The sequence below is a fragment of the Streptomyces sp. NPDC044063 genome (assembly GCF_056434285.1).
Genome location: NZ_JBWKFM010000001.1, coordinates 347,145 through 363,555, shown reverse-complemented (window position 1 = coordinate 363,555; position 16,411 = coordinate 347,145). Strand labels below are relative to the sequence as shown.

The following is a 16,411-nucleotide window of genomic DNA, read 5'->3' as shown; positions in this document are numbered from 1 at the left end:
GAGCGGTGGTCGCCGTGCCCGGTGACGCGCCTGATTCACTCATGTAGGTGATGCCGTGGCGGTGGCGCCGTCCGCATGCTCGTAAGGTCGGCCCGTACCGCACCGGAGGTATTCGCCATGGCCTCGCTGGCCCGTACCGTCCTGTGCGCTCTGCGGGAGGCACCCGGTGGCGCGTGTCTGCGCTATCCGCGGGGACGGCGGGAGTTCGCGACGCTCACCAACGGCGAGGCCGCTTCACTGAGCCTGTCGACCGCCGCGGCCCTGGCCCGTGCGGGGATCCGGCCCGGGCACCGTGTGGCCGTGCTGACCCGTGACCCGGTGGAGCTGGGGACCTGTGTGCTGACCCTGACCGGCATGGGGGCCGTGCCGGTGCTCGTCGACGGGTCCCTGCCGCTGCGGGTGATGGGGCGGTGTCTGACGGCCGCGGCGCCGGACGCCCTGCTGGCCGAGCCGCTCGCCCACATCGCGGGGCGGCTGCTGGGCTGGGGCGGGAACGCCGTGCGCCACCGCGTGGTGGCGGGGCCCGCGCTCTGGCCCGGCCGGACCCTGCGGCGGCTGCGCGGGGCCACGACGCCCTGGCAGGAGATGACCGTCATGCCGGACGACGCGCCGGCGATGGTGGTGTTCACCTCCGGTGCGACGGGGTCGCCCAAGGGGGTCGTCTACCGGCACGGCACGGTGCGGGCGCAGGTCCGCGCGTTGTCGGAAGGTGTGTCCCTGGCCGGGCGGACCGTGGTGGCCGCGTTCGTGCCGGCCGCGGCGCTCGGCCCGTTGCTCGGTGCGACCACGGTGGTGCCTCGCGTCGATCTGACGCGTCCCACGCGGCTCCGGGCCCGGGATCTGGCGCACGCCGTGAACGCTACGGAAGCCGGGGTACTGCTGGGCTCGCCCGCGCTCCTGGACCGCCTGGCGCGCTACTGCATCCGTACGCTGACGCCTCTGCCGACACTGCGGCAGGTGCTGTGCTTCGGCGCGTCGCTGCCCTACCCGGTCCTGGACCGGCTGCGGGTGTGCCTGTCCGCCGACGCGACGGTGTGCAGCGTGTACGGCGCCACCGAGGCCCTGCCGGTCAGCCTGATCGACCACCGGGAGCTGCTCCCGCTGCGGCCGGCCACGGTCCGTGGACAGGGCGTGTGTGTGGGCCGACCGCTGCCGGGCATCACCGTCCACGTCCTGCCGCTGGACAGGCCGTTGGACAGGCCGTTGGATACGCCGTCCTCGGTACCGGCGGCCATGGATCCCCCCTGTGGCACCGTCGGTGAACTCGCCGTCGCCGGACCGAATGTCAGCCCCGCCTATCTGGACCCGGAGGCCACTCGGACCGCGAAACCGTACGGGCCGGACGGCGGGGTCGTCCACCGTACGGGCGATGTCGGCCGGCTGGACGAGCAGGGACGCGTCTGGCTCTACGGCCGCCTCGCGCACCGGTTGCGCACGGCGGACGGCCCGCTGTTCACCGAGCAGGTGGAACCGGCCCTCGACGCCGTGCCCGGTGTACGCCGCACGGCACTGGTCGGCGTCGGTCCTGATGCCGCGCAGCGGCCTGTGGTGGTCGTCGAGTTGGAGCCTACGGTGTCGCGTCCCGACCGCATGGCCGTACTCCGCGGCGTCCGGGAGGTGCTGGACGGACTGCGTCTGCCGGTGACGGGGACGGCGCCCGTCCTGTTCCGCCGGTCGCTGCCGGTGGACCACCGGCACGCGGCGAAGATCGACCGCGCGCGGCTGGCCGGTTGGGCCGCCGCGCGGCTGGACCGGCCTTTCCACCGCCCGAGCCGGTGACCATGTCACGGCGGCGAGGGAGAGGCGCCCGACGGTGAAGCGCCCGAGGGCGAGTGGATGCCCAGGCGTTCATGGATCAGGCGGGCGAAGTGGATCAGGGTGCGACCGCCGCCCATGAGTTCGCCGGGCGGGATGTGGATGCCGAAGTATTCCCGTGCCTGGAGGATGAATTCGGCCCCCATGAGGGAGTCGACCCCGAAGTCCTCCAGGTTGCGGTCGGGGTCCAGGTCGGACGGGTCGATGTGCAGGACGCCCGCGAGGTGGCGGGCCAGGACATCGGTGATGGCGCGGACGGCGTCCTCTGGGGTCATCGCGGTCAGGGAGCGCAGGATTTCCTCGCGGCTCTCGTCCGCGTCCGCGATGCCGGCGGGGACGAGTGTGCTGTAGCGGGGGCCGGACAGTGCGGGCAGCAGACGGCGGGCGCGGGCCCAGCGGTAGCGGCCGACGCCGGCGACATGGGTACCGGTGGCCAGGAGATGGTCGGCGGCGGTGAACGCCTCGGCGGAGGCGACGGGTTCGAAGCCGAGACCGGTCATCGTGGCCGCCAGGTTGCCGCGGGCGACGTATCCGGTGTCGGCGATCGGCCCCCAGGCGATGGCGGTGGCGCGGCGTCCGGCGCGCTGTCGGGCCCGTGCGAGGGCTTCCAGGTAGGCGTTGGCGGCGACGTAGGGGGCCTGTGCGAGGTTGCCGATGGCCGCGGTGACCGATGAGTACAACAGGAACACGTCGAGGTCGCGGTCCGCGGTGAGGCGGTCGAGGATGTCGGCGCCGGCGGCCTTGGGTGCGAACACGGCGGCGAAGCGGTCGTCGGTGAGGTCGGACAGCGGTGCGTCGTCCAGGTGCATGGCGCAGTGCACCACACCGCGCAGCGGGTGCCCGGTGGCGTCCACGGCGGCGATGACCTGGCGCATCGCGGTCTCGTCGGTGACATCGGCGGCGTACGCGGTGGCCCGTACCCCTCGCCCGGTGAGACGTTCGAGTACGGCGGCGGCATCGGGCGCTTCGGCTCCGCGGCGGCTGACCAGGGCGAAGTGGCGAGCGCCTCGGTCGGCGAGCCAGTCGGCGGTCGCGGCGCCGAGTCCGCCGAGCCCGCCGGTGATCAGGTAGGTGCCCTCCGGGTCCAATGCCGGGGTGGCGAGGGCGGGTTCGACGGGGACGGGTTCGTCCAGCGGGTCGAGGGAGACGACGACCTTGCCGACGTGGCGGGAGTGCTGGAGCAGCCGGAAGGCCTCGTCGACGCGCGCCGCGGGATGGATCGTGTGCGGGAGGGGGCGGTACTGGCCGCCGATCACCCGCATCCCGGTGTCGACCAGCAGGCGGGGGCCGCGTACGGGGTCGAAGACGATGCTGTCGAGGTTGAAGCCGATGAAGGTGAGGCTGCGGTGGAAGGGGCGCAGCAGGAGCGGGTTGTTGAGGAAGATGTCGCGTTTGCCGAGTTCGATGAAGCGGCCGTTGGGGCGCAGCAGGTCCAGGCTCTGGGCGATGGCTTCGCCGCTGAGGGAGTTGACGACGATGTCGACGCCCTTGCCGTCGGTCAGTTCGCGGACGCGGGGGGCGAAGTCGAGGCTGCGGGAGTCCAGGACGTGCTCGACGCCGAGCGTGCGCAGGAGATCGCGCTTCGTCTCGGTGCCCGCTGTGGCGATCACGCGCAGCCCCAGGGTCCGGGCGCACTGGAGAGCGGCGAGGCCGACGGCTCCGGCTCCGCCGTGCACCAGCAGCGTCTCGCCGGGCATCGGCCTGGCCTCGTCGACGAGGGTGCGGTGGACGGTGAGGAAGGCGACCGGGAGGGTGGCCGCCTCGGCGAAGCCGATGCCGTCGGGGATGGGGCCGACGGCGGCAGCGTTCGTCACGGTGTGGGAGGCCAGTCCCGCGCCCATCAGTCCGCTGACCCGGTCACCGACGGCGTACCCGGTGACCTCGGAGCCCACGGCGCTGACAACGCCCGCCGCGTCGGTGCCCAGTCCGCGGCTCAGGGGTGTGCCTTCGACGGCCTCGGGGGGCAGCAGCCCGTTGGCGCGCATGGGGTCGCGGAAGTTCAGTGCGACGGCCCGCACCTCGACCACGATCTCGTCGGGCCCTGGTCGGAGGGGTTCCGTCTGCCGCCACACCAGGCGGCGGGAGAAGCCCGGGTCGCGTACCTCCAGGATGAAGGGTGTGCTCGCGGGAGCGGGAGCGGGAGCAGGAGCGGTGGCCGGCTGATCGGCCGGGCGCTGGGTCTCACGGGGGACGAACCGCCCGCTCCGGGTGAGGACGATCTCGTCCTCGTCGGTGGGCGCGAGCAGTTCGCCGGCCAGGCGGCGGGCGTCGGCCGCCGGATCGCCGCTACGGTCCAGGGAGACCCGGCGCACCCGCAGGTCGGGCTGTTCGTTGGCGAGGGTGCGGGCCGTCCCCCAGGCAGCCGCGTCGAGGGGGTGGGCGGGGCGCTCGGGTGCGGGGAACAGTCCTGTGGGCCGGGTGATCAGCCACACCGGCGGGCGGGCTTCGTCCGTCCGGTCGGTGCAGGCGGCGGCCAGGGCCCGTAGGACGGCCGCGCGGTACGTGGCCCGGGAGACGACGTCCTCCGGAGCACCGGTGCCTTCGGGCGTGCTCAGCAGGAGGACGATGCCGGATGTTCCGGCGGGCAGCGCGGCGGTCCAGGCGGAGGGGTCGTCGGTCGCGGTGACGGTGCGCGCGGTGCCCAGGAGGCCGGCGAGCGCCCGCGCGGTCGGTGTCTCGTCGGCCGTCTCGGTGGCGATGACCCAGACCATGCCCGGCTCCGCCTCCTGCGCGGGCAGGTCGGGTTCGGTGGCGGGGAGGCGGTCGGCGGCGGTCAGGAGGACCGAGCGGTCGTCGGTGCCCGTCTGTACGGTGCCGGTGAAGCCGCACTGCTCCAGGAGCGGCTTCCACCGGTCCCGGTCCGGCAGAACGGTTTCGGGGCGCAGCGTGCGGTCGCGGCGCTGCCAGAAGTCCTCGCTGCCGCCGAGGAGGAGGGCGCGGTGCCGGGTGTCGTGCGATGCGACGGCGAGCAGGTGTCCGCCGGGGGCGAGCAGGGTGCGTACGCGGCGCAACGCGTCGGCCAGGTCGGCGGCGCTGTGCAGTACGTCGTCGGCGAGCACCAGGTCGAACCGGCTGTCGTGGAAGCCCTGGGCCGCGGGGTCGGTGTCCAGCTCGAGGGTGCGGTAGTCGACGAAGTCGTGGGAGGCGAAGCGGTGGCCGGCGGCGGCGAGGGCGGTCTCGGACCTGTCGGTGCAGGTGTAGCGGGTGCGGTCCGCCGGCAGCAGGGGTAGCAGGGCCGCGGTGAGGGCGTGGGGCGCGGCGCCGAGTTCCAGGACGCGCAGGGGGCGGTCCTCGGGCCAGTGGTGGACGATCTCGCCGAGCAGGCTCTGGGCGACACGGTGGGTGAAGCGGTGGGCGGGTGCGGCGGCGTACATCTGCTCGTACGTCGTGGCACCGGTGTCGAGGAGTTCCTGTGTGCCCGGGGTGTCGCGCAGCAGGGCGGGCAGGTGCCGCAGGTGGGCGTTGAGGTGGAGGGTCTCTGCGACGAAGGCCGGGTGGTCCTCGACCAGGGCCTTGAGATGGTGTTCGGGACGGGGTTCGGTGCCGGTCAGCTGCCAGCGGTCGCCGGCGACGGTCCGGGCCAGTCCGTGCCGGACGAGGAGCGGAAGCATCAGCCGCACCAGCCGCCGGTGGCGCGGTTGGAGCCCGCCGTGGACGAGGTCGGGCAGGGCGAACGTGGCGGAGGGGTCGTCGAGCAGCCCGGCCAGGGCCGCGGCCCAGCAGTGGGCGGCGGTTTCGTCGACGACGGCCCGGAAGCGGTCGTGGCCGGTCTCCCGCAGGGCGTCGTGCAGCCGGCCGATCCGGTCGTGGACGGCGTTCGCCACGTCGGCGGGGGACGGCAGGGGGGAGGGGGCGGCCGGGGCCGCGGGGTGCGGTGCGGCGCGCAGGACGGTGTGCTGGACGGTGAGCGGGACCAGGGTGGTGTTGTAGGCGCGCCGGGTACGGAACCCCTCGATCGTCGCGGTGACGGTGCCGTCGGCATCGGCGTAGGTGACGTCCCAGCAGAACTCGGTCTCGGTATGGCTTCGCCGGCGCAGGTGGACGACGCCCCGCGGTGAGGGCGTGCTCCATACCTGCACCGAGTCGAAGGTCGACGGAAGATAGGCGTGGCCGTCCCGCATGTGCCGCTCCACCAGGGCGACGGTGGCCTGGAAGGGGCCGTCGAGCAGGACCGGGTGCACCGTCCAGCCCTCGGCCGGGTGCTCGTTCCGGTAGTCGGCCAGCAGTTCGCCCTCGCCTACATGGAGTTCTTCCAGCAATTGGAAGGCGGGGCCGAGGGTGAGGCCGACCCTGTGGCAGGTCCCGTAGAAGTCCGGGCCGCCGACGGTACGGGGGCAGCGGGCGCGGATCGCTCCGGGATCGATCGGAGCGGGGGCCGTGCCGAGCAGGGGGCGGACCTGGGCCCGGACGACGGGATGGCATGTGGTGCCGCGGCCTTCGCTGCTGCTGACGGTCAGCGCTCCGTCCTCCAGGGTGACCGCGGTCTGCAACCGGGCGGTGCCGGGATCGGGCCAGGCGATCGGGAGGGGGTTGGCGATGCCCAGGTGCCGTACCTCCACCGGCCCACCCAGTGCCCGTCGCCCTGCCGAGAGCGCCATCTCGACGTATGCGGCGGCGGGCATGAGAACGGTGCCGCCGACCTTGTGGTCGCCCAGCCAGGGCGCCAGCTGGGGTTCGACGGCGCCTTCCCACACCGGGTGCGGGGCCGGGAGGCGTTCGCCGAGCAGGGGGTGGTCGAGCAGCCCGGTGCCGCTGGTGCGCAGGACCACGTCCTGGGGGCCGCCGAGCCAGTGGCGTTGTCGCTGCCAGGGGTAGGCGGGAAGGTCGGCCACCCTGCCCGGGCTGGGGAAAAACGTCTGCCAGTCGACGGCGGCGCCCGACGCGAGCAGGGCGGCGACAGCGGCGGCGGTCTCACGGGGGCCGTCGCCGTCGCGGTGCAGGGTGGGGATGTACGTGGCGTCGGTACGCCGCAGGTAGGGGCGCAGGACCGGGTGGGGACCGATCTCGACGAGGATGCCGGCGTGGTCGGCGAGGACGCGGGTGACGGCCTGGTGGAAGCGGACCGGTTCGCGGATGTTGCGCCACCAGTAGTCGGCGGTCAGGGCCTCGCCGGGAAGTGCCGTGCCGGTGACCGTGGAGAGGAAGGGGACGCGGGCGGCGGTGGGTGCCAGTCCGGTCAGCGCGGTCCGCAACGGGTCCGCGACCGGGTCCATGGCGGGGCTGTGGAAGGCGTAGTCGAGGTCCAGTTCGTGGAAGAAGACGTCCCGGGCCGTCAGTTCCGCGCCGAGGGCCGCCAGGGCTTCCGGATGACCGGCGACGGTGACATCCCGGTCGCTGTTGATTCCGGCGATCTCCAGTCTGCCGGCGTACGGGACGAGTGCCTCCCGGGCCGCGGCCTCGGTCAGGCCGACGGCGGCCATCCGTCCGCTGCCCGCGGTGGTGCCCTGGGCGCGGCTGCGTTCGGCGATCACGCGGGCGGCCTGGTCCAGGGTCAGGGCCCCGGCGGTGTGGGCGGCGGCCACTTCCCCGACGCTGTGCCCCACGACGGCCGCGGGGCGCACCCCGTGGGCCGCCAGGACGGCCACCAGTCCCACCTGCACGGCGAACAGGGCGGGTTGAGCGATCTCGGTACGCTGCCAGCGGTCGCCGGCGACGGTCCGGGCCAGCTCCTCGGTCACCGACCAGCCGAGGTGCGGGACGAGCGCGGCGTCGGCCTGTTCGACCGCCGTACGGAAGGCCGGGTCACCGGCCAGGAGGCCGGCGGCCATGCCGGGCCATTGGGAGGCGTTGCCGGAGAAGACGAAGGCCACCGTGTCCCGTTCGGCCTTACGGACCCTGGCCCCGTGGGCGGGCGCGTCCGTGAGGAGCCGGTCGAGCCGGTCGGCGGCCTCCTGGGGGCCGTCCGCCAGGACGGCGGCGCGGTGCGGGTGGGCGCTGCGGCGCCGGGTCGTCGTGTGGGCGAGGTCGTAGAACTCCTCGGGTGCCGCGTCGCGGAGGCGTGCCGCGACCCGCGCGGCCAGCTCGCGCAGCGCCTCGGCCGAACGGGCGGAGACCACCACGGGCAGCGTACCGGCCGGGTGGTGATCGCGTGGGGGTGGTGCCGGTGGCGTGGTGAGGACGGCGTGGGCGTTGGCCCCTCCGAAGCCGAAGGAGTTGACGCCCACGGCCGCTCGACGCGGGCGCGGAAGTTCGACGGAAGTCGCGGTGGGTGCCAGGCCCAGCCCGGTGAAGTCGATGTCCGGGTTGAGGGTGCGTGCGTGCAGGGTGGCGGGGGCCACGCCGTGCCGGAGGACGAGCATGGCCTTGAAGAGGCTCGGCATGGCCGAGGCGGGTTCCAGGTGGCCGAGGTTGGATTTGACGGAGCCGATCGGCAGGGGGCCCACGGTGCGGCGCTGACCGAGGGCCCGCCCGATGGCCTGTGCCTCGGCCGGGTCCCCGACGAGGGTTCCGGTGCCGTGGGCCTCGAAGTACACCAGCTCGTCCGGATCCACCCCGGCCCGCTCGTACACGGCGCGCAGGAGGGCTTCCTGCGCCCTCGTGCTGGGCAGGGCGAGGCCCTGGGTCCGGCCGTCGCAGTTGGTGCCGGTGCCGGCGATCACCGCGTGGACGCGGTCGCCGTCGGCCACCGCGTCGGCGAGCCGCTTGAGGACGGCCACTCCCCCGCCCTCGGCCCGGACGAAGCCGTCGGCTTCGGCGGAGAAGGCGGCACAGTGCCCGCTGGGTGAGAGCATGCCGGCGTGCGAGAAGCCACTGAAGGAGTACGGGCTTCCCAGCACATTGATGCCGCCGGCGAGCGCGGTGCGGCTGGTGCCGTCCAGCAGGGTGCGGCAGGCGCGGTCGAGGGCGACGAGTGCGGAGGAGCAGGCGGTGTCGATCGCCATGCTCGGTCCGTGCAAGTCGAGGCAGTACGACAGGCGGTTCGCGGCGATGGACAGGGTGGAGCCGCTCATCGTGTAGGGGTTGGCGTACTGCTCGACGGTCCCCTGGACCGTTCCGTAGAAGGGGTCGGAGATCCCGACGAAGACGCAGGTATCCGATCCGGCCAGCGACTCGGCGGGGATCCCGGCGTCGTCCAGGGCTTCCGCGGCCATTTCCAGCAGCAGCCGCTGCTGCGGGTCCATGGCCTCGGCCTCTTTCGGGGCGATGCCGAAATAGGCCGCGTCGAAGCCGGTCACATCGTCGAGGAAGCCTCCGGCCGCCGTATAGCTCCGGCAGGCGCGCAGCCCACCGGGGTCCACGAAACGGTTCTTGTCGAACCGGTCCGGCGGGATCTCGCCGACCGCATCCCGGCCTTCGCACAGGGCCGTCCACAGCTCCCGCAGGTCCGAGATCCCGCCGGGCAGCCGGCAGCCGACGCCCACGACGGCCACGGCACGGTCATCGAACTCCATCTCCATCATGAGCCCCCGTCCGTCCACCAACTCGACCTGTCCCGGAGCTGGTTGCCATCTCTACCCCGTGTGGGACCGGTTAGTGTGGACGGAACGGGCCGGTTATGGCATGAACCGCCCTTAAAACGCGGAAAGCATGGACACTTGGTGATTGTGCTCCGCTGGTGTAGCCGTGCCCGGACCGTCGCCGTACGGTGATGCGGTGCCGTCCTCCCGCCGTGCCCGACTGCTGTCGAACGCCGTGCACCTGCCGCCGCGGTACCGGACCATGGAACAGATCCGGGCGGGTATGGTCGCGGTGGGCAGTCCCTTCGTTCCCCCGCCCGGCACGCTGGAGAACCTCACCGGCGTCCAGGGCGTGCACGTCCGGGCCGATGACGTACAGGCCTCCGACCTCGCGGTGGCGGCCGCCGTCAAGGCGCTGGACATGGCGGGGGCGAGCGTCGGCGAGGTGGATCTGCTGCTCTTCGCCTCCACGTCACAGGACCTCGTCGAGCCCGCCACCGGCCATATCGTGGCGGCGAAACTCGGCGCCTCCTGCCCGGTGTTCGATGTGAAGAACGCCTGCAACAGCGTACTCAACGCCGTGGAGACGGCGGCGGCCCTCATCGAGACCGGCCGGCACCGCACCGTGCTGATCACCTGCGGGGAGACGACGACGCTCACCACCCGCTGGCACGTGCCCGATCAGGAGACCTTCATGCGTCACCTGCCCGGCTACACGGTCTCCGACGCCGGTGCCGCCCTGCTCCTGACCGCCGGGCCGGCGGGCCCGGACGATCCCGGAGTGCTGCACGCGGTGTTCGCCGCCGACTCCACCGCCTGGGAAGCATGTACCGTCAAGGCCGGCGGCTCGATGTATCCGCGCTCCACGGACGACGACCACTACTGCCTCCGACTCAACGAGAACCAGTTGTCCCGGACGGGCCACGAGATGGCCCGGCTGGTGCTGGAGCACGCGCCGGACCAGATGGCACTGCTGCGTGAGAGCGCGTTCGTCGCCGTCCACCAGATCTCCATGCCGCAGTTCCACGAGGCCTGCGCCCTGATCGGACTACCGCGAAGCCGTTTCCTGGCCACGGTGGACCGGTACGGCAACGCGGCGTCCGCCTCCCTCCCGCTGCAACTGGCCCTCGCACAGCAGTCCGACCGTGTCATGCCGGGGGACCTAGTCGCCCTCGTCGGTCTGGCCAGTGGGTTCAGCATGGGGCTGGTGCTGATCCGGCTCTGAGGGCGGTACGGCCGTCACTCGCCGAGCGAACATCGTTGAAAGCCGCGTTAGGTCCCTTCCGCCCACGGGTAGCCTCGGGCTGAGGCCCAACAACCGGAACATGACCCACCACCCGACCAGGCCGCGCCCAGCGTGGGCGACCGTCCACGCGTTCCGTCGGCCGTCCGTTCGCCATCGCACTCCATGCCGGCCATGGCCAGGCCTCCTACGAGGTGGCGGCGACCACCACAGCGACGATCCCCAAGGGGTCACCATGACCACCGATGCGTGTGGACGGCGTGATGAAGCCCAGTCTCTCGTCCCCCACCAAGCGACAGGAACCCCCGACGTCGACACCGGAGACGAGTCGCGGACACCATCGATGTGTCCTCCCGTCTACAGACCGCCCGACATCCCCGGGCTGGAGTTCGACCCGTTCCTGGCCCAGGCGCTGGCCCAGGGCCCGGTGATGAAGATCCGGTTGCCGCAAGGGGAGGCACTGGCGGAGTGCTGGCTGGTCACCGGCTATGAGGAGACCCGGTTCGTGACGTCCGACCCGCGGTTCAGCCGGGAGATCACCAAGCAGGCCTTCCCCACGATGAACCGCCACCTCATCCCGATGGGTGCCAGCGTCAGCTTCATCGACCCACCCGACCACACCCGGATCCGCTCCGTGGTCACCCCGGCCTTCTCCCCCAGCCGGATGCAGGCGCTGCGCCCCCGGGCGGAGGCCCTGGTGGCCGAGCTGCTGGACGGCCTCGAAGCCGGCGGACCGCCGGCCGACCTGATCGAACAGGTCATCTCCCCGTTGCCGCTGACACTCATCGGAGAGATCTTCGGCATCGACCCGGCCGACCGCCCGCGACTGCGTCGCTGGGCGGAAGGCATCCTCGTACGCCCACGCACCGAGCAGGACGCGGTGCGGGCGCGCGCACTGCGCGACGAGGCGGCCGTGTTCTTCCGCGACCTGCTCGACCGGCGCCGTGGCTCGTCCGGCGGTGACCTCATGACAGTCTTCGCGCAAGCGGTCGCGGACCGGCAGATCAGCGAGGACGAAGCCCTTGCCATGGCCTCTCTCACGGCGTTGAACGGCTGGCACCCGGTCCGCAACAACCTCGCCAACATGGTCTTCACCCTGCTGTGCCGGCCGCACCTCGCCGCAGCGCTCAGCGACGGACACATCCCCGTCGCACAGCTGGTCGAAGAACTGCTGCGCTGGATTCCCCACAAGAACGGCATCGGACAGCCCCGGGTGGCCACCGAGGACGTGGCACTGGGCGAGGCCACCATCAGCGCCGGTGACTACGTCTACGTCCAGTACTGGGCCGCCAACCGCGACCCGGCCGCCTTCACCCGCCCCGCCGAGATCGACGCCGACCGCTCCGGCCCGCCCCACCTCTCCTTCGGGCACGGCCCCCACTACTGCGTGGCCCCGCACCTGGCCCGCCTCCAGGCCCAGCTGCTGCTGCCCGCCCTCTTCAGCCGCTTCCCGGCACTGCGCCTGGCGGTGCCCGCCGCCGACGTGGCCTTCCAGCTGGACGCCCTGATCCGCGGCCCCGTCGCGCTCCCGGTCGCCTGGTAGTTTCCCGGCGCTTCGCGAACAGGCCGGCGAGCCGAGCATTCCCGCCAGGAGTGCCGATCCCGAATGCCCTCTCAACCGTTTCTCCAAGCACGCCCTCCTCGTTGAGCGCGACAGCGTGAACGTCCGTGGGCGGCCGCCCCAGGAGGCGGCCGGCACCGATCGGGGAGGTACCGCTTGGCACGCCGCAGCTTCCGCATGCTCACCCTGTCCGCACTCGCGGTCTCCGGCCTGCTCACCGGCGTGGCGGCAGACCCCGCGACGGCCGCTGCCCCCTCACCGGTGCTCAAGCGTGCGAACCTGATCATGCGAGTGACCTACAGGCAGTTCCCTGCCTACGCCCAGGCTCACGAAGTCCCGTTCGACTGGAGCACCGACGGCTGCTCACCGCCGACGCCGAGCGACTGGGCCCAGGAATTCAGAGCGGCCTGTGTGATGCACGACTTCGGTTACCGGAACTTCGGCAACCATGGTGGGGCGGCCCATCTGCGTCTCGACCCGACCGAGGCGCGCCGCGAGTGGATCGACAACCGATTCCTCGAGGAGATGAAGCGCATCTGCGACGACAGCGGTCAGGGCTCCTGGTCCGCCTGCCAGAGCCATGCGCAGATCATGTACCGGGCTGTGCGCGCCGGCGGCGAATCGGCGTTCTTCTGAACCTGCCGCCCGCGGCGATGGCCGGCACGACCGCACGCCCTACACTTTTGGGCGGGTTCATCCCTGGTCATGGAGATCGGATCCCACCCTGGCCTGCGGAGAGAAGATCGTGCACTGGCTAGGGTGGGTGCCAGAGCACATCGTGAGACGGAACAAGGAGCAGTCGTGAGCGAGCCGGTGTCCATAGCCCTGCAGCAGGAGATCGCCCGGGAGCTCCAGGTCGCCGAGACCTTCGAGGCCGAGCGGGAGATCGAACGCCGTGTGGCCTTCCTCACCGAGCGGCTGACCTCCACCGGTCTGCGCTCCCTCGTGCTCGGCATCAGCGGCGGCGTCGATTCCACCACCGCCGGACGGCTGTGCCAGCTCGCCGTCGAGCGGGCCCGGGCCGCCGGCCACGAGGCGCGGTTCTACGCGATGCGCCTGCCCTACGGGATCCAGGCCGACGAGCGCGACGCCCAGCTCGCGCTCTCCTTCATCCAGGCCGACCACGTACTGACCGTGGACATCAAGCCCGCGAGCGACGCCGCGTCCGACGCCGCGCTGGCCGCCGGCGTGAGCTTCCGCGACGCCCACCACCAGGACTTCGTGCACGGCAACATCAAGGCCCGCCAGCGCATGATCGCCCAGTACGCGGTGGCCGGCGCGCACGACGGTCTGGTCGTCGGTACCGATCACGCCGCCGAGGCGGTCTCCGGCTTCTTCACCAAGTTCGGCGACGGCGCCGCCGACCTGGTCCCGCTGACCGGCCTGACCAAGCGCCGGGTGCGCGCCGTCGCGGAGGCGCTGGGCGCGCCCGCGGAGCTGGTGTGGAAGACCCCGACGGCCGACCTGGAGACCCTCGACCCGGGCAAGGCCGACGAGGACGCGCTCGGGGTCACGTACGACGACATCGACGACTTCCTGGAGGGCAAGCCGGTGGACGAGCGGGCCTTCGAGACGATCGTCAACCGCTACCGCCTCACCGACCACAAGCGTCAGCTGCCCATCGCTCCGTAGTGCCGTGCCCGTGCTGTGCCCCTCGACTCCTCCGGGGTCGAGGGGCACGCCGCTGTCCGGCGCGGGCCGCGCGGAGCGTCCGACGGGTCGTTCCCCGTCCCGCAGCCGGAAGGCCGGTCCGGCAGACCGGTTCGCACCCTTGCGCCGAAGAGGTGACGTTTCCCCCACCCGGCGCCGCCTGCCGCGCTGCTAGGTTCCGTTGCCGTTGCGACTCGTGGGTAGCCCGCGACCCGTGGGCCCGAGTGCGCGGTCAGGAGACCACAGTGAAGGGCAGCGTCCACATATCCGGCGCCGTGTGCACGGCATTACTGGCAGGAACGGTCCTGACGGGTACGGCGCAGGCCGCGCCGAACACTCCCGTCGTCCCGGAATGCACGGTGGCCGACCACGGGGACTGGTCCCTGGGGCCGGCCACGCTGCCGGTCAAACCGCCGGTCGGTCCGCTCGTCAAGGGCTACGACAAACTCGGCGGGTCGGCCGGCGCCAAGGCGTTCCTGGACAAGTGGAAAAAGGCCGACTGGGATTGGGACTACCCCGGCAACGACGGTTTCGCCGGCACCCCGAAACCCGTCACGGTGAAGTACGACAAGCGGCACGAGGTGTACCTGGACCGCTTCGGCGGCACGGGGGGTTCGTTCGTTTCGCCCGACGCGAGATCCAAGCCCGCGCAGTACGCGCAGCGGGCCATTCCGCCGTCCAATCTGCAGACGTACCGAAAGGGCGACGGATCGTACGACGCGGCGTGCAACTATCACGTCTACCGATTGCTTCCGGGCCAGTCCTTCAGCGGGAAGCGGGGCGCCATCGCCGCGTGGTTCGGGCAGCCTGGCGGCGGGACCCAGATCAAGCTCGACAAGCCCGTCAAGGACCTGCTGGCCACCAAGGTCCTGGAGGAGGTCCTGCCCGGAGGCAAGGCCCGCACCCCCCGGAGCGTGGCGAGGCCCGCGCGGGGGACGATGACCGCCGCCTCCGTCCGTACCGCGCTGGCCCGTGCGGGAGTGCCCGACGCGTACTACCGCATCCCCGGCGTGCACACCCCGCGCCTGCCCGCCTCGGAGTACTACGTGCTGCGGCAGGCAGGCGGACAGTGGGTCGTCGGTCTGGTCGAGCGGGGCGAGGAACGGGTCGTCGCGCGCCATGCCGATGAGGCGTCGGCCTCCGATCGTCTGTACACGGAGCTCGTCGGCCTCTGAGTGGCGTACGGGAGTGGCGGGCCCAGCCTCAGTGGGGACGGTCCGCCAGTGCCTGGGAGACGCGCTGGATCGCCTCGCGGATCGTGGGCTCGTCGAAGGCGGTGAAGCACAGGCGGAAGTAGCCCTGGTCGTGGGCGGAGAGCGTCTGCCCCGGGAGGAGCTGCACATGGGCCGTGTCCTTGATGTACTGGAACAGCTCGCTCTCCGCGCTGCCGATCTCGGTGAAGAGCACCGGCAGGTGGAGGTCGCCGGACCTGCCGGCCTCCGCACCGCCGTTCCCGTTGTGCGGGAAGTGGGGACCCCGCCCGTAGGGGAGCTCCGGGGCGTTCGTCGACAGGTACTCCCGCAGGTCGAGCCAGAAGAACTGGGCGGAGTTCTGGCCATCGTGGAAGACGTACGGGATGTTCTTGGCCTCGTCGAGGGCGGTCCTGGCCGACTCGAAGGCGTTGGTGAGGACCGTGCGGTACTCCTCCATGAGCTCGGCGGCGAAGCTCCTGCCCGTCTCCTGGGTCTCGAGGAGGCTGCCGATGACGTAGTGCTTGAGGGAGTCGAAGGGGCTGAACCAGGAGTACGGTTCGCCGGCCGTGCCGTTGAGCACGTCCTGCACTTCGGTGTTGCGGGTGAGGGCGACCCCTGCCTTGAAGCCCGAGAGGCCGAAGTCCTTGGCGAAGCCCCAGACGACGTGGACCCGCTCCCGGGCGTCCGGGACATCACGGTAGGCGTCCAGCGCGAAGGCGCTCACGAAGGGCAGGCGGGAGCTCCGGAGCTGGGAGTGCGCGTACATCTCGTCCGAGATGACGTGCATGTCCGTCTGTGTCAGGGCCCAGGTGTAGATCTTCTCCAGCAGGTCCTTGTCGTAGTTGACGCCCAGCGGGTTGTGGGGGTTGGTGAGGATGAGCAGCTTGGGCCGCACCGGCTGCCCGTAGTAGGCCCGCTGCAGGACGTCGAGGGTGAGTTCGAAGTCGGAGCCGAGGTACGCGGGGGCGCACTCCAGGCCGGGCCTCTGCTCGAAGCACCACTTGAAGCCCTGCCAGAAGGGGGCCGGGAGCAGCACCCGGTCGCCGGTGCCCAGGACGCCGGTCTTCTTCAGCGCGAAGGCCAGGCACTCCAGGGCCGCCGAGACGCCCGACGTGCCGAAGACGTCGTCGGGGCCGAGGTCGGCGCCGAAGTGAGGGCGCAGGAACGCCGCGATGTCCTCGCGCATCCGCTCCGTGCCGTAGATGGGCACGGGGTAGCGGAGGTCCTGCTCGGTCAGGCCCCTGAGCTTGCTGAACACCTTCTCGTTCAGCTGGCGGTAGAGCAGGACGTTCTCGGCCGTGCCCAGGTTGAGGAGATCGGGGAACAGCTGCTGCTCGACGGACAGGCGGCGCTCGGGATCGGCGGTACGGGCCAGCAGCGCGATCACCTCGGCCGGCGTCCGGCCGCTGATGTCACGGGAAGGCGTCGAAGGCATGGCCGTCTCCTGTCGGATCGATGGGATGGGTGCCGGGTGGGTGGCGCCGTCACGCATCGGACGCGGCTCGCCCGGCAAGCGGCTCCTATGCGGGTGCGGGAACAGTGCCGGGGCTGC

General features: G+C 72.0%; 8 protein-coding genes. 6 read left to right on the top strand and 2 right to left on the bottom strand.

The window, feature by feature from the left end:
• Positions 1-117 precede the first annotated feature (117 nt).
• Entirely contained in the window at positions 118-1,779 is a 1,662-nt protein-coding gene (locus AC07BS_RS01585) for an AMP-binding protein (RefSeq protein WP_478929344.1), read from the top strand.
• 5 nt (positions 1,780-1,784) lie between these two features.
• Here AC07BS_RS01585 and AC07BS_RS01580 read toward each other — a convergent pair whose 3' ends face one another.
• Positions 1,785-9,206, bottom strand: coding sequence for an SDR family NAD(P)-dependent oxidoreductase (locus tag AC07BS_RS01580; protein WP_478929342.1), 7,422 nt, complete (start codon positions 9,204-9,206; stop codon positions 1,785-1,787).
• A 202-nt stretch (positions 9,207-9,408) separates the two neighbouring features.
• Here AC07BS_RS01580 and AC07BS_RS01575 point away from each other — a divergent pair, with 202 nt between their 5' ends.
• The 5 genes from AC07BS_RS01575 (at position 9,409) to AC07BS_RS01555 (ending at position 14,841) form a co-directional block, all read left to right on the top strand.
• Positions 9,409-10,437, top strand: a complete 1,029-nt coding sequence (locus AC07BS_RS01575) for a 3-oxoacyl-ACP synthase III family protein (RefSeq protein ID WP_478929340.1) — start codon at positions 9,409-9,411, stop codon at positions 10,435-10,437.
• Positions 10,438-10,798: 361 nt separating this feature from the next.
• Positions 10,799-11,998, top strand: a complete 1,200-nt coding sequence (locus AC07BS_RS01570; protein WP_478929338.1) for a cytochrome P450 — start codon at positions 10,799-10,801, stop codon at positions 11,996-11,998.
• A 174-nt stretch (positions 11,999-12,172) separates the two neighbouring features.
• A complete protein-coding gene (locus AC07BS_RS01565) occupies positions 12,173-12,652 on the top strand; it encodes a phospholipase A2 (RefSeq protein ID WP_478929336.1) in 480 nt (159 codons plus the stop codon).
• Between the two features lie 165 nt (positions 12,653-12,817).
• The gene (gene nadE, locus AC07BS_RS01560; RefSeq protein ID WP_478638693.1) at positions 12,818-13,648 is read left to right on the top strand and encodes an ammonia-dependent NAD(+) synthetase; all 831 of its coding nucleotides are present in this window, start codon (positions 12,818-12,820) and stop codon (positions 13,646-13,648) included.
• 263 nt (positions 13,649-13,911) lie between these two features.
• Positions 13,912-14,841: a TNT domain-containing protein gene (locus tag AC07BS_RS01555; protein ID WP_478929334.1), complete on the top strand. Its 930-nt coding sequence runs from the start codon at positions 13,912-13,914 to the stop codon at positions 14,839-14,841.
• Between the two features lie 28 nt (positions 14,842-14,869).
• Here the strand turns inward: AC07BS_RS01555 and AC07BS_RS01550 are convergent, their stop codons facing one another.
• Entirely contained in the window at positions 14,870-16,294 is a 1,425-nt protein-coding gene (locus AC07BS_RS01550; protein WP_478929332.1) for a pyridoxal phosphate-dependent aminotransferase, read from the bottom strand.
• Positions 16,295-16,411 lie beyond the last annotated feature (117 nt).